The 17227-nt window shown below is 63.5% G+C and carries 20 protein-coding genes; 11 read left to right on the top strand and 9 right to left on the bottom strand.

Annotation, left to right across the window (positions count from 1 at the left end; genetic code table 11):
• Positions 1-125: 125 nt before the first annotated feature.
• Both mtaB and dapF read right to left on the bottom strand, forming a co-directional pair.
• Complete coding sequence (mtaB, locus tag OCA5_RS01285) at positions 126-1388, bottom strand: tRNA (N(6)-L-threonylcarbamoyladenosine(37)-C(2))-methylthiotransferase MtaB (protein ID WP_012561442.1); 1263 nt, start codon at positions 1386-1388, stop codon at positions 126-128.
• A gap of 1 nt (position 1389) precedes the next feature.
• A complete protein-coding gene (gene dapF / locus OCA5_RS01280) occupies positions 1390-2262 on the bottom strand; it encodes a diaminopimelate epimerase (protein WP_012561443.1) in 873 nt (290 codons plus the stop codon).
• A gap of 137 nt (positions 2263-2399) precedes the next feature.
• On the opposite strand from dapF, the gene OCA5_RS19405 reads away from it, so the two are divergent.
• The 7 genes from OCA5_RS19405 to rplS all read left to right on the top strand — a co-directional run bounded on the left by OCA5_RS19405 (position 2400) and on the right by rplS (position 8322).
• Positions 2400-3224: a GyrI-like domain-containing protein gene (locus OCA5_RS19405; protein ID WP_244396126.1), complete on the top strand. Its 825-nt coding sequence runs from the start codon at positions 2400-2402 to the stop codon at positions 3222-3224.
• A gap of 10 nt (positions 3225-3234) precedes the next feature.
• Entirely contained in the window at positions 3235-3930 is a 696-nt protein-coding gene (locus OCA5_RS01270; protein WP_012561446.1) for an SIMPL domain-containing protein, read from the top strand.
• A 448-nt stretch (positions 3931-4378) separates the two neighbouring features.
• Positions 4379-5926, top strand: coding sequence for a signal recognition particle protein (gene ffh, locus OCA5_RS01265; RefSeq protein WP_012561447.1), 1548 nt, complete (start codon positions 4379-4381; stop codon positions 5924-5926).
• Between the two features lie 135 nt (positions 5927-6061).
• The gene (gene rpsP / locus OCA5_RS01260) at positions 6062-6394 is read left to right on the top strand and encodes a 30S ribosomal protein S16 (RefSeq protein WP_012561448.1); all 333 of its coding nucleotides are present in this window, start codon (positions 6062-6064) and stop codon (positions 6392-6394) included.
• Positions 6395-6401: 7 nt separating this feature from the next.
• On the top strand, positions 6402-6926 hold the full coding sequence (gene rimM / locus OCA5_RS01255) for a ribosome maturation factor RimM (RefSeq protein ID WP_012561449.1): 525 nt from the start codon (positions 6402-6404) through the stop codon (positions 6924-6926).
• A gap of 96 nt (positions 6927-7022) precedes the next feature.
• Positions 7023-7823 (top strand): tRNA (guanosine(37)-N1)-methyltransferase TrmD, encoded by an 801-nt coding sequence (gene trmD, locus OCA5_RS01250; protein ID WP_013912746.1) that lies wholly within the window; start codon positions 7023-7025, stop codon positions 7821-7823.
• Between the two features lie 103 nt (positions 7824-7926).
• Positions 7927-8322, top strand: a complete 396-nt coding sequence (rplS, locus tag OCA5_RS01245; RefSeq protein WP_012561451.1) for a 50S ribosomal protein L19 — start codon at positions 7927-7929, stop codon at positions 8320-8322.
• A 69-nt stretch (positions 8323-8391) separates the two neighbouring features.
• Here rplS and OCA5_RS01240 read toward each other — a convergent pair whose 3' ends face one another.
• Entirely contained in the window at positions 8392-8802 is a 411-nt protein-coding gene (locus tag OCA5_RS01240) for a VOC family protein (RefSeq protein WP_012561452.1), read from the bottom strand.
• Positions 8803-8943: 141 nt separating this feature from the next.
• On the opposite strand from OCA5_RS01240, the gene leuC reads away from it, so the two are divergent.
• A complete protein-coding gene (leuC, locus tag OCA5_RS01235) occupies positions 8944-10356 on the top strand; it encodes a 3-isopropylmalate dehydratase large subunit (RefSeq protein ID WP_012561453.1) in 1413 nt (470 codons plus the stop codon).
• A gap of 85 nt (positions 10357-10441) precedes the next feature.
• On the opposite strand, the gene OCA5_RS19355 is transcribed toward leuC, so the two are convergent.
• Positions 10442-10780, bottom strand: coding sequence for a hypothetical protein (locus OCA5_RS19355; protein ID WP_012561454.1), 339 nt, complete (start codon positions 10778-10780; stop codon positions 10442-10444).
• A 312-nt stretch (positions 10781-11092) separates the two neighbouring features.
• Positions 11093-11449 carry a hypothetical protein gene (locus OCA5_RS19350; RefSeq protein WP_244396127.1) on the bottom strand — a complete coding sequence of 119 codons (357 nt, stop codon included), beginning with the start codon at positions 11447-11449 and terminating at the stop codon, positions 11093-11095.
• Between the two features lie 175 nt (positions 11450-11624).
• Here OCA5_RS19350 and leuD point away from each other — a divergent pair, with 175 nt between their 5' ends.
• Positions 11625-12230 (top strand): 3-isopropylmalate dehydratase small subunit, encoded by a 606-nt coding sequence (gene leuD / locus OCA5_RS01220; protein ID WP_012561456.1) that lies wholly within the window; start codon positions 11625-11627, stop codon positions 12228-12230.
• Positions 12231-12289: 59 nt separating this feature from the next.
• Here the strand turns inward: leuD and OCA5_RS01215 are convergent, their stop codons facing one another.
• The gene (locus OCA5_RS01215; RefSeq protein WP_012561457.1) at positions 12290-13183 is read right to left on the bottom strand and encodes an HpcH/HpaI aldolase/citrate lyase family protein; all 894 of its coding nucleotides are present in this window, start codon (positions 13181-13183) and stop codon (positions 12290-12292) included.
• Between the two features lie 114 nt (positions 13184-13297).
• Here OCA5_RS01215 and OCA5_RS01210 point away from each other — a divergent pair, with 114 nt between their 5' ends.
• On the top strand, positions 13298-13996 hold the full coding sequence (locus OCA5_RS01210) for a carbonic anhydrase (protein ID WP_012561458.1): 699 nt from the start codon (positions 13298-13300) through the stop codon (positions 13994-13996).
• 102 nt (positions 13997-14098) lie between these two features.
• Here OCA5_RS01210 and OCA5_RS01205 read toward each other — a convergent pair whose 3' ends face one another.
• Positions 14099-15133, bottom strand: a complete 1035-nt coding sequence (locus OCA5_RS01205; RefSeq protein ID WP_012561459.1) for an aspartate-semialdehyde dehydrogenase — start codon at positions 15131-15133, stop codon at positions 14099-14101.
• Between the two features lie 295 nt (positions 15134-15428).
• On the opposite strand from OCA5_RS01205, the gene OCA5_RS01200 reads away from it, so the two are divergent.
• The gene (locus OCA5_RS01200) at positions 15429-15797 is read left to right on the top strand and encodes a hypothetical protein (protein ID WP_013912744.1); all 369 of its coding nucleotides are present in this window, start codon (positions 15429-15431) and stop codon (positions 15795-15797) included.
• A gap of 33 nt (positions 15798-15830) precedes the next feature.
• Here the strand turns inward: OCA5_RS01200 and OCA5_RS19225 are convergent, their stop codons facing one another.
• Together OCA5_RS19225 and leuB are read right to left on the bottom strand one after the other, a co-directional pair.
• Complete coding sequence (locus OCA5_RS19225; RefSeq protein WP_012561462.1) at positions 15831-15983, bottom strand: hypothetical protein; 153 nt, start codon at positions 15981-15983, stop codon at positions 15831-15833.
• A 57-nt stretch (positions 15984-16040) separates the two neighbouring features.
• On the bottom strand, positions 16041-17153 hold the full coding sequence (gene leuB, locus OCA5_RS01195; RefSeq protein WP_012561463.1) for a 3-isopropylmalate dehydrogenase: 1113 nt from the start codon (positions 17151-17153) through the stop codon (positions 16041-16043).
• Between the last annotated feature and the right edge of the window lie 74 nt (positions 17154-17227).

Here is a 17227-nt window from a genome sequence, read left to right as displayed (position 1 = left end):
GTTTCTCATCACGGGCTTCACCCCTCACCCCGCTCAGTTTCGCTGCGCGCAACTTCGCCACCCTCTCCCACAAGGGGAGAGGGGAAGAGAGACGTCCCACATCAGATGAATCCTTTCGCCGCCGCTTAGCACGCCTTGGCAACAAGCCGCATGCCATCATAGCCTGAAATGATCATGGCCTGCACATCGCCTGCAATGCCGTTCTCGATCGCCACCGGCAGAAAATGTTCGGTGCGCCCCTGTATCGCGCTTTCGATCAGAACCTCGCGAGTCTTTCCGATCTCGCTTGCAAGCCGCCGCTTCAATGCCGCGTCGCCCGCTTCACGCAGCAGCCGCGCGCGTTCCTTGATGGCGCGCCCTTCGACCTGCGGCATCTTCGCCGCCGGCGTGCCCGGACGCTTCGAATACGGAAACACATGCAGGAAGGTGAGGTCGCAATCCTCGACGAGTGCGAGCGAGCGCTCGAACATCACCTCAGTCTCGGTCGGGAAACCCGCGATGAGATCGGCGCCGAACGCGACGTCCGGCCGCAACCGTCGCACCTGCTCGCAGAACGCCACCGCATCGGCCCGTGCATGCCGCCGCTTCATCCGCTTGAGGATCAGATCGTCGCCCGCCTGCAGCGACAGATGCAGATGCGGCATCAGCCGCTCGTTATCGGCAATGACATCGAGAAGGTCGTGATCCGCCTCGACCGAGTCGATCGAGGACAACCGCAGCCGCTTCAACTCAGGCACATGCTTGAGGATCTGCTTCACCAGCGTGCCCAGCTTCGGCGCGCCGGGCAGGTCGGCGCCATAGCTCGTGATGTCGACGCCGGTCAGCACGATCTCGGGACAGCCGCCCTCGACAAGCTTGCGCACCTGATCGACCGCAGCACCCATCGCCACCGAACGTGAATTGCCGCGTCCATACGGGATGATGCAGAAGGTGCAGCGATGATCGCAGCCGTTTTGCACCTGCACGAAAGCGCGCGGCTGGCCGTTGTGAAATCCATCGACAAGATGCGGCGCCATCTCGCGCACCGCCATGATGTCGGCAACCGCGACCTTCTCGCCGTCATCGACATCGAACGCGCGCCGCGTCGCCTGCCACGCCTCGGCGTGCATCTTGTCGTCGTTGCCGAGCACGCGGTCGACTTCCGGCATCGCCGCGAACATCTCGGCATTGGTCTGCGCGGCGCAGCCGGTGACGATGATCCTGCGGCGAGGCGCTTCACGACGCAGGCGACGGATGGTCTGGCGCGCCTGCGCCACCGCCTCGTTCGTCACCGCGCAGGTGTTGACGATCACCGCATCGTCGAGCCCGGCGCGGCCCGCCTCGGCGCGCATCGTCTCGGATTCGGCCAGGTTGAGGCGGCAGCCGAAGGTGACGAGTTCGACCGCCATGTCAGGCGAGCGCCGCGAACAGGTCCGGGTCGAACAGCCCTTCATATTCCAGCACCGCGGCGCCGGTCATCAGCACATGATCGTCGCTCTCACGCCATTCGATGGTGAGATCGCCGCCCGGCAGACTCATCTCCACGGTGCGATCGGTGCGCTTCAGTCGCGCCGCGGCGACCGCGGTGGCGCACGCGGCCGAGCCGCACGCGAGGGTCAAGCCCGCGCCGCGCTCCCACGTCCGCATCCGGATGTGATTGCGATCCACGACATGGGCAAGCGTGATGTTGGCGCGCTCCGGAAAGATCGGGTGATTTTCCAGAAGCGGCCCGAGCCGTTCGAGATCGTAGGCCTCGATGTCATCGACCCAGAAGATCGCGTGCGGATTGCCCATGCTGACGACCGAAGGCGAATGCAGCACCGGCGCATCGATCGGCCCGATCTGCAATTCGATGTAGCGGGTGTCGCGGAATTCTTCGGCAAGCGGAATATCCTGCCAGCCGAACTTCGGCGTGCCCATGTCGACCGTGTAAAGATCAGGTGACGGACCCTGCCAGCAGTTCAACAGTCCCGCGCGCGTCTCGAAGGTCGCGGCCTGCGCGCCGCTTTCGCCGAACACGCGCTTTGCAACACAACGCATGCCGTTGCCGCAGGCGCCCGCCTCGGAGCCATCATTATTGTAGATGCGCACGAAGGCCGTGGTGCCGGGCATCCGCGGCTTCTGCAGCACCATCAATTGGTCGTAGGGCACGCCGCCTGGAGCCGCGATGGCGCGGGCTTCTGCCGCACTGAGTTGTGAATCGGTGTTACGCAGATCGACAATCACGATCTCGTTTCCGATTCCGTTCATCTTGGCGAAGCTATGATTGGCAAGCACGGTCATGGTCAAAATCCAGGCGCTTTATATGGCGAGGATGGCAGTGATGGCCAGCCCGCCGCTTCGTTTTCCGGCCCCGGAAGACGCCCTCTTTGCACCATGATACGCTTCTATTTCGCATTCCCCGACATGGAGATTTCCGGATGACGCCCCGCCTGCCCCGACTGCTCCTCATGGTGCCGATCGCCCTTGCGGCAGTCTCGATAGCGGCCCTTCCGGTATCGGCGCAAACGGCGCCTCCGTCTCCTGCGACGCCCGCACCGTCGTCACCCGCCCCTTCCGCCACACCCCCGGCGAGTGCACCGGCGACGACTGAGAAACCGGCAGCAACGGCACCGGCTGCGCCATCCGCGACGCCTGCACCTGCCGCAACGCCCGCTCCGGCGCCTGCGGCCGAATCTACGACACCGCCAACGCCGGCAACACCCGCTTCACCGCCCGCGGCTGGCACGCCTGCGTCACCCGCACCTGCAAACGAGGCCGCACCACCAGCCAAGGTGCAGCCTGCCGACCCGTTCGGTGAAGAAGTCACATTCACCGCCAAGAAGGTTTTGATCGTGAAGGGCAAGGCCGCATGGGATTCGGCCTTCGAGGCGCTCACCGAGTCGATCAAGTCGCTGAACACGCTGCTCGCCAAGCAGAAGATCGAGCCTGCCGGGCCGGTGCTGATCGTCTACACCTCGACCGACGATGCGGGCTTCACCTTCCAGACCGAGATGCCGGTCAATCAGGAGCCGAAGAATCTCCCCAAGGACATGAGCATCGGACAGTCGCCCGAAGGCAAGCTGCTGAAGTTCGTCCATCGCGGTTCGTACGACAACATGGACAACACCTACGAGGCCATCACCAACTATCTCGACGAGAAGAAGCTGGAGGCAAAGGATTCCTTCATCGAGGAATACGTCACCGACCCGCTCAAGACCGAAGAAGACAAGCTCATCATCAATGTCTTCGTCCCCCTGAGGTAAGGAGTCCCCCATGCGTTGTCTGATTGCCGCCGCGTGCATCGTGCTTGCCTCACCGGCGTTTGCCGAGACCGAGCCGCCGACGATTTCGGTCAGCGGACAGGCCAGCGTCTCCGCTGCGCCCGACATGGCGGAGATCGAAGCCGGCGTGACTTCGGAGGCCAAGACCGCGCGCGCAGCGAGCGAAGCCAACGCCAAGGCGATGAACGCGGTTCTCACCGCGCTGAAGGCGAGCGGCATCGCGGAGAAGGATTTCCAGACCTCGCAGGCCTCGCTGCACCCCGAGATGACCAGCCGCACGCCAACGACACGGGCGCAGATCACCGGCTATCGCGCTACCAACCGCGTCAGCGTCAAGCTGCGCGACATCGCCAAGATCGGCAGCACCATCGATGCGCTGGTTGAGGCCGGCGCCAACGACATCGGCGGCATCAATTTTTCCGTGTCGCAATCCTCGAAGTTGCTCGACGAAGCCCGTGCCAAGGCGATCGAGGATGCCCACCGCAAGGCTTCGATCTATGCCAAGGCTGCCGGCGTGACCCTGGGTGCGCCGATCGCCATCTCGGAGGAAGGCGCCCCGCCGCCGATCGCCTACCGCAGGGTGCAGCGGGCGGCCCTCGACGCGGCGCCGACACCGATCGCTCCCGGCGAGCAGACGCTGCGGGTGTCGGTCCATGTCTCCTACGAGATCAAGCCGGCGGCGCAGTAAGCCTGGCCGATTTGGGAGGTGGCCCGGCCGGGCATCCATGGGCTCGGCCGGACCACCTTGGTCAGGAAAGTGATACGGTCTTCGATTTAGGTATTTAAGCACCTTTAAAAGCCGAAGATTTGGCCAAGCTTAGTCCCTTTGGGAACGGCTTTTCCGGCTCTTTTCTTGACTTTTCGCCCTTCAGGGTCTTTAACCGCCCGACTTCTCGAAAAGGCTTTCTTTTCGATCCGCCGACCGGTGCGAGACGCCGGAGGCCAACGCCCGACAGCGCTGTGCGCCCTCGGGCGTAAACGTGTTTGGTTTCTTCTCCCTCGCCCCGCTTTTGCGGGGAGAGGGTCGGGGTGAGGGGCAAGTTTCCAGCCTGCCTCACAGCCCCTCACCGGGATCGCAAGAGCGATCCAACCTCTCCCCGTAAACGGGGAGAGGTGAAACAGGATAACGAGGCGCGATGTTCGACAATCTGTCGGAAAAGCTCGGAGGCATTCTCGACAAGCTGACGCGGCGCGGCGCGCTGTCGGAGGCCGATGTCGACGCCGCGATGCGCGAAGTGCGCCGCGCGTTGCTCGAGGCCGACGTCGCACTCGATGTCGTGCGCCAGTTCACCGACAAGGTCCGCGAGCAGGCGGTCGGCGCCACCGTCGTCAAATCGGTCACGCCCGGCCAGATGGTCGTCAAGATCGTCCACGACGAACTGGTGGCGACGCTCGGCTCCGATGGTCAGCTCATCGACCTCAATGCGCCCGCGCCGATCGCGATCATGATGGTCGGCCTGCAGGGCTCCGGCAAAACCACAACCACCGCGAAGCTCGCGCGCCGCCTCACACAACGCGACAAGAAAAAAATTCTGATGGCCTCGCTCGACGTCTACCGTCCGGCGGCGCAGGAACAGCTCGCGGTGCTCGGCCGCGATCTCTCCGTTGAGACGCTGCCCGTCGTTGCCGGCCAGATGCCGCAGCAGATCGCGCAGCGCGCGCTGCAGGCAGGCAAGCTCGGCGGCTATGACGTCGTGCTGCTCGACACCGCCGGCCGCACCACGCTCGACGAAGAGATGATGCGCGAAGCAGCCGCGGTGAAAACCGCCGCCAATCCGCATGAAGTGCTGCTCGTCGCCGACGCGTTGACCGGTCAGGACGCCGTCAATCTCGCACGTGCCTTCGATGAGCGTGTCGGCCTCACCGGCATCGTGCTGACGCGCGTTGACGGCGACGGCCGCGGCGGCGCGGCGCTGTCGATGCGCGCCGTCACCGGCAAGCCGATCAAGCTGATCGGCACCGGCGAAAAGACCGACGCGCTGGAAGACTTCCATCCATCGCGTATCGCAAGCCGCATCCTCGGCATGGGTGACATCGTCTCCCTCGTCGAGAAGGCCGCCGCCAATATCGACGCGGAGAAGGCGGCGCGCGCGGCCGAGAAGATGCGCAAGGGCAAGTTCGATCTTGCCGATCTGCGCGAGCAGTTGGCCCAGATGCAGAACATGGGCGGACTCGGCGGCCTGATGGGCCTGATGCCGGGCGTTGCCAAGATGAAGAACCAGCTCGCCGCCGCCAATCTCGATGACAAGGTTATCAAGCGGCAGATGGCGGTGATCGATTCCATGACGCGCGCCGAGCGCAAGAGCCCCGATCTACTCAAGGCAAGCCGCAAGAAGCGCATCGCCGCGGGCGCGGGCGTCAGGGTCGAGGACGTCAACAAGCTTCTGAAAATGCATCGTGGCATGGCCGACATGATGAAGGCCATGGGTCAAGGCAAACGCGGACCGATGGCCGGCCTTGCCAACATGATGGGCTTTGGCGGGGGCATGCCCTCGCCCGAACAGATTCAGCAATTGAAGGACCAGATGCCGAACGGGCTGCCGCAAGGCCCCGGCGGAATGCCGTCATTGCCGAAAGACTTTCCGGGTCTGCCCTCGGGATTGGGCGCGCTCGGAAAACCGATATTGCCGGGATTAGGGAAGCCTCCGTTCGGCGGATTTCCCGGGCTCGGCAAGAAGAAATGAAGTCGTCATTCCGGGGCGCGAGCCATGCGAGCGAACCCGGAATCTCGATTGAGCAACACCGCCATTCCGGGTCTGCGTGCTTCGCACGTATCCCGGAATGGCGGATCAAAATCGAACTATTAAACGGAGACCACCATGTCAGTCGTCATTCGCCTCGCCCGCGCCGGCACCAAGAAGCGCCCGGTCTATCACGTCGTCGTCGCCGACTCGCGCTTCCCTCGCGACGGCCGCTTCATCGAACGCCTCGGCTATTTCAATCCGCTGCTGCCGAAGGACAACGAAGCCCGCCTCAAGCTCGATATGGACAAGGTCAAGGCCTGGCTCGCCAAGGGTGCACAGCCGTCCGATCGCGTGATGCGCTTCCTCGACGCCGCGGGCGTTGCCAAGCGTGCACCGCGCAACAACCCCGAGAAGGCCGTCCCGCGCAAGGAGCGCAAGGCCGCTGCCGAAGCCGCCGCCAAGGCTTAAAGCCTGAATGAGCCGGGCAGCGCGCATCTGCGTTGCAAAAATTGGCGCCGCGCACGGTGTGCGCGGCGAGGTGAGGCTGTGGCCGTTCACCGAAGACCCGCTCGCGGTGCTGCATTATGGCCCGCTCTCGACCAGGGACGGCGCGAAGCAGTTCACCGTGCTGCGCGCCCGCGCGGCGAAGGATCATCTCGTCGCCACGCTCGACGGTGTCGCCAATCGCGACGATGCCGAGCGCCTCAATGGCATCGAGCTTTACGTGTCGCGTGACGCGCTTCCCGACACCGACGAGGGCGAGTACTATCACGCCGACCTGATCGGCCTTGCCGCCGTCGATCCGCAAGGCAAGAGCATCGGCACCATCATCGCCATCCATAATTTCGGCGCAGGCGATATTATCGAGATCGCGCCGAATAACGGCCCGACGCTGCTGCTGCCGTTCACCAACGCGGTCGTGCCCACCATCGATCTTGCGGCAGGACATGTCGTGATCGAATTGCCAGGCGAGATCGAGGGCGAGGACGAGCCGTCATGACTAAATTCGTCATTGCGAGCGAAGCGAAGCAATCGAGAATGGCCAGCGTTAACTGGATTGCTTCGTCGCTTTGCTCCTCGCAATGACAGGCTAGTTATGGCTACTGACATTCGACCCATGTGGCGCGCCACCGTCCTCACGCTGTTCCCGGAAATGTTTCCGGGACCGCTCGGCGTCAGCCTTGCCGGGCGCGCGCTGGCATCCGGGATCTGGCAGCTCGAGGCCCGCGATATCCGCGCCTCCGCGACCGACCGTCACCGCAGCGTCGACGACACCCCCGCCGGCGGCGGACCGGGCATGGTGCTCCGCGCCGATGTCCTCGCGTCGGCCATTGACGCCGCCGGGTGCGACGCCGGAGCATTTTCAAGCCAGGTGGGAACCGATTCGCGTGAAGAAAACGCGGTAACTCAAGAATCCCGCCGCCCCCACCTGCTGATGAGCCCGCGCGGTCGGCCATTGACCCAGAAGCGGGTCAGGGAACTCGTCGAGGGGCCCGGGCCGCTGATCGTCTGCGGCCGGTTCGAGGGTGTGGACCAGCGGGTGATCGATGCGCGGGGCCTCGAAGAGGTTTCCATCGGTGATTATGTGCTTTCGGGCGGCGAGCTGGCGGCCATGGTGCTGATCGACGCCTGCGTGCGGCTCCTGCCTGGCGTCATGGGCAAGCTCGATTCGGGAACCGAGGAAAGTTTCTCCGACGGACTCCTGGAGTACCCGCAATACACCCGGCCCCAGAGCTTTGAAGGCCATGGAATTCCTGAGGTTCTGACCTCCGGCGACCATGCCCGGGTCGAGGCCTGGCGGCGGGCACAGGCCGAGGCGCTGACGAAGGCCCGCCGTCCCGACCTTTGGGCCGCCCGGCAGGCCCCGGGAGCACCAAAAAACACGACGGACGGGTGACAAGGGTTGCGGTTTGGCGTATAGGAGCGCCCAATCCGTGCATGTGCTGGATAAAGAATTTCGCGCAGTCCCTTTCGGGCGCGCCGCCCGATGGAGTTTTGCTATGAATCTCATTCAAGAGCTCGAGAAAGAGCAGCTCGACAAGCTCGCCACCGGGAAGACCATTCCCGATTTCGGCCCGGGCGACACCGTGACCGTCAACGTCAAGGTGAAGGAAGGCGACCGCACCCGCGTGCAGGCCTATGAAGGCGTCTGCATCGGCCGCAACGGCGGTGGCATCAACGAGAGCTTCACCGTGCGCAAGATTTCCTATGGCGAAGGCGTCGAGCGCGTCTTCCCGATCTATTCGCCGATGATCGACTCGATCAAGCTCGTGCGTCGCGGCAAGGTGCGTCGCGCCAAGCTGTATTACCTGCGCGGCCGTCGCGGCAAATCCGCCCGCATCGTCGAGAAGCAGGATCAGCGCCAGACGACGACGGCTGCTGCCGCTGCCGAGTAAATCGCGCAGCTTCGTGAGTTAAAAAAGCCCCGGTTTGCCGGGGCTTTTTTATACCTGTGACGACAACGATTATGTCGTGAGCGGCCCGTTCATGATCCAGCGATGGCCGAACGGATCGCGCACGATCGCGGTGCGCGTACCCCAGAATGAATTGGTCGGCGTAACCTCGCCGGTTGCGCCGAGTTTCGTGGCGCGGGCAAACACTTCGTCGACCTCCTCGGAGGTTGCGAATTCGAGGCTCACCGAAGCCGTCACTGGCTCGCCCGGCAACGGCGAGCGGGCCTTGCCGAATTCGGGGAACGCGTCGGAGAGGAACAGCGTGCCGCCGTTGATTTCCAGTTCGCAATGCATGATGCGCAGGCCGTCGAGGGCCGGCATCAGGGCTTTCTGCTTGGCGTCAAAAGCCGCGCCGTAAAAGGCGATGGCCCCCGCCGCAGGTGTGACCGTGAGATAGGGTGCGACCGGCGGCCGTGCAGACATTGAGGAACCCCATGCAGTTCTTATATGACGAGGATACTTTCCCGCTGCCGGTTATGCGAGTAAAAAGCCAGCAGCAACAGGCGTCTATGGGACGCCATCCGACCCCCGGAAAAGCGGAAACCGAGTAAAGCGAAAACCGACATGGCCAAACCGACCACGCTGTACGACAAGATCTGGAACGATCATCTGGTTGATGAGCAGCCCGACGGCACCTGCCTCCTCTACATCGACCGGCATCTCGTTCATGAAGTGACGTCGCCGCAGGCGTTCGAGGGTCTTCGCGTGGCCGGCCGCAAGGTTCATGCGCCGGAGAAGACGCTGGCCGTGGTCGATCACAACGTGCCGACGACCGATCGCTCGAAGCCGAATCCCGATCCGGAAAGCGCCGAGCAGATCGCAGCGCTCGCCACCAACGCACGCGATTTCGGCGTGCAGTATTTCAACGAGTTCGACAAGCGTCAGGGCATCGTTCACGTCATCGGTCCCGAGCAGGGCTTCACGCTGCCTGGCACCACAATCGTGTGCGGCGACAGCCACACCTCGACGCACGGCGCATTCGGCGCACTTGCGCATGGCATCGGCACCTCCGAAGTCGAGCACGTACTCGCGACCCAGACGCTGATCCAGAAGAAGGCGAAGAACATGCGCGCCGTCGTCGACGGCAAGCTGCCGGACGGCGTCACCGCCAAGGACATCATCCTCGCCATCATCGGCGAGATCGGCACCGCGGGCGGCACAGGCTATGTGCTCGAGTACGCCGGCGAGGCGATCCGTGCGCTGACGATGGAAGGTCGCATGACGATCTGCAACATGTCGATCGAGGGCGGTGCCCGCGCTGGTCTCGTCGCGCCCGACGAGAAGGCCTATGAATTCCTGAAGGGCCGTCCGCTGACGCCGAAGGGGGCGAACTGGGAGCAGGCCGTACGCTACTGGGACACGCTGCGCAGCGACGACAACGCCCATTTCGATCACGAGATTCGGCTCGACGCTGCAAACCTGCCGCCGATCGTCACCTGGGGCACTTCGCCCGAGGACGTCGTCTCGGTCGCGGGCTTCGTGCCCGATCCGGCGAAGATCGAGGACGAAGCGAAGCGTCTCTCGAAGGAGCGCGCGCTCGCCTATATGGGCTTGAACGCCGGCACCAAGATCACCGACATCAAGCTCGACCGTGTCTTCATCGGCTCGTGCACCAACGGCCGCATCGAGGATCTGCGCGCGGCTGCGAAGGTGATCAACGGCCACACCGTCAACGGCCACGTCAACGCGATGGTGGTGCCGGGCTCGGGTCTCGTGAAGGAGCAGGCTGAGGCCGAGGGTCTCGACAAGATCTTCATCAAGGCCGGCTTTGAGTGGCGCGAACCGGGCTGCTCGATGTGTCTTGCGATGAACCCCGACAAGCTCGCGCCGGAAGAGCGTTGCGCCTCGACCTCGAACCGCAACTTCGAGGGCCGTCAGGGCTTCAAGGGCCGCACGCATCTTGTTTCGCCCGCAATGGCGGCGGCGGCGGCGATCGCCGGCCACTTCGTCGACATCCGCGACTGGAAGGCGGCGTAACCGCCTCTCGCAGAACATATCGCTTCAAACGAAAACGGGCGCCCTGCGGCGCCCGTTTGCTTTGTGAAGTCTGCTCTCTCAGCTTTTAGAAGCCGAAGCTGAAGCCAAGGCCGCGGCCGTAATACGGGCCGTATCCGTAATAGCCGTAGGGGCGATAATACGGACGATAGTAGGGCGCGTAATAAGGTCGGTAGTACGGACGATAGTAGCCGTAAGGCCGGTAGTAGTGCGGCCGATAGTAACGGCGGTGATAACGACGGTAGCGGCGCTGCGCGCTGACATCTGTCATCGTCTGCGCTGCAGGGACCGCCTGCTCAGCGGCCGGTGACGGAGAGGTCGCCGCCGCCTGCGCCGACGGCGCGATCATCGCCGCGCCGAGGACCATCGCTGCTGCGGCGAGCAGCGGCCGGAGATTCAACGTCATCAAATCCTCCTTCGGTTTGTCTCGAAAGCACAACCCGCCAATGGGCCTGTCGGTTGCACCCGGACTGTTCCAATCGTTTCAAAAACAGGCCGGATAAAGGCCTGCCGGTTGATTGTCGCGCCCCTTGTGAGGGAAACGCGGATACCCTCCGCAAAGGTCACGCAGCCTTTGCAAGGCTGCCCGGCCCAGCCGGAGTTCCTGGCCAGCCTGGAAGGAAAACCGTGAACTTACCCTGAATGAATAGCGGCCATAGCGTGGCATCGGCGGTGCCGTGAGGACCGCAGCCACCGTACGTACGAGACTTTTGAGTACTTAACCCTGCCAGTAACAATTCTCGCGCGGCACGATCACGGTGCCGCTCGGGCGATGCTCGTACTCATAGTGCGAATGGCAGATTCGTACCGAGTTCGGCCCCGGCCCGCGAGGCGTATAGACGTGAACCCGGGCCGGCCTGCGGGCGCGCTGTCTCCGCGCCTCGGCAGGCTCCACGGCCTCTCCACCCCGGCGAGAGGCGACCTGTGCCACCACCCAGGAGGGTTCCTGAAGCGCCGGCTCCGCAGCTGCGGAGCCAACAGAGAGAAGGGTGACGGAAAACAGGCCTGCGGAAAAGATGGCGGCCAGTACCGCACCCGCCATGCCCCCTGCCATGCTCGCCCAAGAATGCCGCATTTCCGTCCGCCCCGTTTCGAGAGGCGGAAAAGTCTCCCATTGGCTCCCCTGCGTCAATAACCCTCGCTTGCCGCGCAAGCTGCCATGCGCGCAACAGGCCTTTGCCAAAGCCGCTATTCACGATAAGAACCGTTCCAAATTTGGCCCATCTCCGCGGCCCTAACGGATTTTGACGATGGAAAAATTCACCGTTGTAAACAGCGTCGCTGCGCCCCTGAAGATCATCAATGTCGACACCGACATGATCATCCCGAAGCAGTATCTGAAGACGATCAAGCGCACCGGCCTCGGCAAGGGGCTGTTCTCCGAGCAGCGCTACAAGGAAGACGGCAGCGAGAACCCCGACTTCGTGCTGAACAAGCCGGCCTATCGCAACGCCCAGATCCTCGTCGCCGGCGACAATTTCGGTTGTGGTTCGAGCCGCGAGCACGCGCCGTGGGCGCTCGCCGATTTCGGCATCCGCTGCGTGATCTCGACCTCGTTCGGCGACATTTTCTACAACAACTCGTTCAAGAACGGGCTGCTGCCGATCCGCGTCACTCACGAGCAGTTGGACAAGCTGTTCGAGGATGCCGAGCGCGGCGCCAATGCGACGCTGACGATCGACCTCGAGAAGCAGGAAATCCGCGGCCCCGATGGCGGCGTGATCAATTTCGAGATCGACCCGTTCCGCAAGCATTGCCTGCTGAACGGCCTCGACGATATCGGCCTCACGATGCAGAAGAAGCCGTCGATCGACTCCTTCGAAGCGCGCGAGAAGGTCGCGCGGCCGTGGCTGTAAGCCACTCACCAAGCCAAATCTGTAAAAGATCGCATCGCGACAGAGCCTGAACGGAAACGTCAGGCTCTTGTCGTATCTTGCTCCAGCTTCGCGATCGCGTCCGCCATCGCCAATGTCCGGCGCGCCATCTCGGCGTGCAGACGCTCGACCATTCGCCCCTCGTGGCGGATTGCGCCCTTGCCTGCCGCTTCGGGCTGCGCGAAGGCGGCGATGATGCCGCGTGCCTCAGCTAGCTCATCATCCGTCGGCTTGAAGATGCGGTTCGCCGCCTCGATCTGCGCCGGATGAATGAGCGTCTTGCCATCGAAGCCGAGATCGCGCGCCTGCGCGCACTCCGCGGCAAAACCCCCGGCATCGCTGAAATCGCTGTAGGGCCCGTCGAGAATCTCGATGCCGTAGCTGCGCGCCGCGATAACGCAATTGAGAAACAGCGACACCATCTCCGCGCGTCCCGGTTTCATGCGGATGCGGGTGTCGAGCGAGATATCGTTCGGCCCGATCACGAACGCCGCAAGCCGCGCATCCTTTTCACCGGCACAGGCCGCGATCTCGGCGATGCTGAGCACCGCGAGCGGCGTCTCGATCATCACCCACAGCTTGATCGACGAATCCGCGCCAAGCGCATCGAGCCGCGCACCGATCGCCGCGATATCCTGCGGACCCGTCACCTTGGGAACCAGATACGCATCGGGGCGCGCCTGCGCCACCAGCGCGCTATCGTCCTGCCAAAAGGCAGACGCGACGGCATTGGTGCGGATGATGCGCTCACGCCCACCGAAACCGCCTTGCGCCATCGCCTGCGCGATCTGCGCCCGCGCCGCAGGCTTTGCATCCGGCGCCACCGAGTCTTCGAGGTCGAAGATCACGCCATCGGCCGGCAGGCTGCGCGCCTTCTCAAGCGCGCGGGCATTCGATCCCGGCATGAACAGCACGCTGCGACGCGGACGGATCATTGGCATTCTCCAGACACATAGCTGCGGGAGCCGTATCACCGGCAGGACAGTGAGGAAAGCCTTGCCCGATGCAGTGGATCGTGGTTAGCCAATAAAAATAACCCGAGAGTGACCATGCCCGAGAGATTTCCGAAACAGCTGATTTCCGGATACCGCACCTTTGCGGCCCATCGTCTGCCGACAGAACAGTCGCGCTATAACGAACTTGCTGACAGCGGCCAGTCGCCGGAAGTCATGGTGATCGGCTGTTGCGACTCGCGCGTCTCGCCGGAAGTGATCTTCGACGCAGGTCCGGGCGAGTTGTTCGTCGTCCGCAACGTCGCGAACCTGGTTCCGCCCTATGCGCCGGACGGTGAGGCGCACGGCGTCTCCTCCGCACTGGAGTTCGCGGTGCAGGTGTTGCGCATCAAGCACATCGTCGTGCTCGGCCATGCCCAGTGCGGCGGCATTAAAGCGTTGGTGCAGCAGCCCGCGCCGCTGTCGCCGAGCGACTTCATCGGCAAGTGGATGTCGCTGCTATCACCGGTCGTCACCGGCGAGCCGCGCAGGAACGGCGAGTCCGAACAGGACTACATCATCCGCATCGAGAAGAAGGCGGTCGCGACCAGTCTCGACAATCTGATGACCTTCCCCTGCGTCAGCATTCAGGTCGAGCGCGGCAAGATGCAGCTTCACGGCGCTTATTTCGGCGTCAGCCACGGCTCGCTGTCGATCCTCGATCGCTCGACCGGCGAATTCCAGACCGTGACGCAGACGCTGCCGGTCGGCTACGAGAGCGCGCTGCCGCACTCGCTGCACGGCCGCTCGAACTGAGCGCGCACATTCGCGCGCGAGCTTGAGAGCCGCGCGCATCACGCTTCCAAAAAACAAGCCGCCCCGAGGGCGGCTTGTTCAGCACAACAATTCAGAAAGCGATCAGGCTGCCCGCTTCTTCGGCTGCAGCAGCTTGCGGTTGACCAGCACTTCCGCAATCTGGACGGCGTTGAGTGCCGCGCCCTTGCGCAGGTTGTCCGACACGCACCAGAACGCGAGCCCGTTCTCCACCGTCGCGTCCTCGCGGATGCGGCTGATATAGGTCGCATCCTCACCCGCCGCCTCGTAAGGCGTGGCGTAGCCACCCGGCTCATGCTTGTCGATAACGAGGCAGCCCGGCGCCTTGCGCAGAATCTCGCGTGCCTCTTCGACCGTGATCGGCTTCTCGAATTCGACGTTCACGGCCTCGGAATGGCCGATGAACACCGGCACGCGCACACAGGTCGCGGTGAGATGGATCTTCGGGTCGAGAATCTTCTTGGTCTCGGCCAGCATCTTCCACTCTTCCTTGGTGTAGCCGTCCTCCATGAAGACATCGATATGCGGGATGACGTTGAACGCAATCCGCTTCGGAAACTTCTTCGAGACCAGATCGTCGTTGGTGTAGACGGACTTCGTCTGCGAAAACAATTCGTCCATGCCGTCCTTGCCCGCGCCCGACACCGACTGATAGGTCGAGACCACGACGCGCTTGATCGTCGCCGCCTCATGCAGCGGCTTCAGCGCCACGACGAGCTGCGCCGTCGAGCAGTTCGGGTTGGCGATGATGTTGCGCTTGGTAAAGCCTGCGGCCGCATCGGCGTTCACTTCCGGCACGATCAACGGCACGTCGGCGTCGTAGCGCCAGGCGGAGGAGTTATCGATCACCACCGCGCCCTGCGCCGCGATCTTCGGCGACCATTCCTTCGACACCGAACCGCCCGCCGACATCAGGCAGATATCGACGTCGCTGAAATCGTAATTCTCCAGCGCTTTGACTTTCAGGGTGCGGTCGCCGAACGACACTTCCGTGCCCTGGCTGCGGCGCGACGCCAGCGCCACGACCTCGTCAGCCGGAAAAGCGCGTTCGTCCAGGATGTTGAGCATTTCCCGGCCCACATTGCCGGTGGCTCCCACGCAGGCGACCTTGAAACCCATTTCACTCTCCAAAACAGTGCTTCCGCGCCCGAGGCGCGACAGAAGGAAGACGCCGCGCTTCTAGGCGAAAAATACCATCAAGACAACGCCAAGCGCCCTTTGGGCCTTTCCCGGCCCCGCAGAACGCCCGGCCGGGCCCGGCCCACCCGATATAGGTATCCGGCGGCCAACCGCCCGCCCCTGAAACATTTTCCGAGGCGGGGCCGTTATTACTCCGACTGTGGCCCAATTCACCTTGTGGCGGCGACCCCGGAACAGGTAAATTGTCCTCCAAATCTGGAATCACGAGGGCACGATGGTTTTGAAAATGTTGCGCACCAACGCCATGGCGGTCGCGCTGGCGGCGGCAACCGCAGCCGCACTGAGCTTCAGCGTGGTCGCGGCCGAGGCCGCGCCGAAGAAGCGGAGCGACACCGTGTACCGTGATGGCCGTGGCGCCAATTATTCCTACCAGGCCGGCCCGCGCACCCGCGTTTACATCAGCCGCCGCTCCTGGCTCGATGGCGGCACCGAAGTGCTGCCCGGCGACCGCAAGTTCAACGACTACGCGCTGGCGCCCGGCTACCATTTCGGCCGCTCGATCGACCGGACCAATGTCGGCCGCAACCCGCTCTCCGACAATTACGATCTCGGCGGCTATCCGATGCCGTTCCCGCTCTACTGATTTTGCGGCGGCCTGCGGCCGCCCCGAACAGTCTTATTCAGCAAAAATGCCCGGCTCGCGCCGGGCATTTTTTGTTTTGACGGAAATAGACTGCCCGTCATGGCCGGGCTTGTCCCGGCCATCCACGTCTTTCTTCTCTGAAATCGAAATCTCTAAGACGTGGATGCCCGGCATAAAGCCGGGCATGACGAGTGGATGATTCCATCTAAACCAAAACTCTCACTCTAACAGCGCGTCCGGCGATCAGCCGTGCAGCGCCTGCACTTCCTTGAGCACCGCCTCGCCCATCTGCGAGGTCGAGACGCTCTTGGTGCCGGCAGGTGCGATGTCGCCGGTGCGGACGCCTTTGTCGAGGACGTTGGCGATCGCCTTCTCGATGGTGTCGGCGAGCTTGCCCATGTCGAACGAGTAGCGCAGCGCCATCGCGAACGAGGCGAGCATCGCCACCGGGTTGGCGAGGCCCTTGCCGGCGATATCCGGCGCGGAGCCATGCACGGGCTCGTAGAGTGCCTTGCGCTTGCCGGTCTTGGCATCCGCCGCACCGAGCGAAGCGGACGGCAGCATGCCGAGCGAGCCGGTCAGCATCGCGGCGATATCGGACAGCACGTCGCCGAACAGGTTATCGGTGACGATGACGTCGAACTGCTTGGGGTTGCGCACGAGCTGCATGCCGCCGGAATCGGCGAGCTGGTGCTCGAGCTTCACGTCCTTGTATTCGTTGGCGTGAACACGGGTGACGACCTCGTTCCAAAGCACGCCGCTCTTCATGACGTTGCGCTTCTCCATCGAGGTCACCTTGTTGCCGCGCTTGCGGGCCAACTCGAAGGCGACACGGGCGATGCGCTCGATCTCATAGGTCTCGTAGACCTGGGTATCGACGGCGCGCTTCTGGCCGTTGCCAAGATCGGTGATTTCCTTCGGCTCGCCGAAATAAACGCCGCCGGTGAGCTCGCGCACGATGACGATATCGAGGCCCTCGATGATCTCCCGCTTCAGGCTCGAGGCCTCGGCCAACGCCGGATAGCAGATCGCCGGGCGCAGATTGGCGAACAGTTCAAGATCCTTGCGCAGACGCAGCAGGCCCGCCTCAGGGCGCACGTCGAACGGCACCGGGTCCCATTTCGGGCCGCCGACCGCACCGAGCAGGATCGCATCGGCAGCCTTCGCCTTCGCGACCGTGGCATCGGTGATCGCAACCTTGTCGGCATCGTAGGCACAACCGCCGACGAGACCGGTCTCGGTCTCGAACTGCGTCAGCCCCTGCGCGTTCAGCCAGTCGATCAGGCGCTGGACCTCTCCCATCACCTCGGGGCCGATGCCGTCGCCGGGGAGAAGCAATAATTTCTGCGGTGTCATAGTAGAATTGTCCTGTCGCTGGTTGGCGGTCTATGTGAGGCGTGCGGCCTTGCTAAAATCCCTGCCCGCCTTTT

The organism is Afipia carboxidovorans OM5, from assembly GCF_000218565.1.
Taxonomy (GTDB): domain Bacteria; phylum Pseudomonadota; class Alphaproteobacteria; order Rhizobiales; family Xanthobacteraceae; genus Afipia; species Afipia carboxidovorans.
This window is presented reverse-complemented; position numbering and strand designations above follow the sequence as displayed.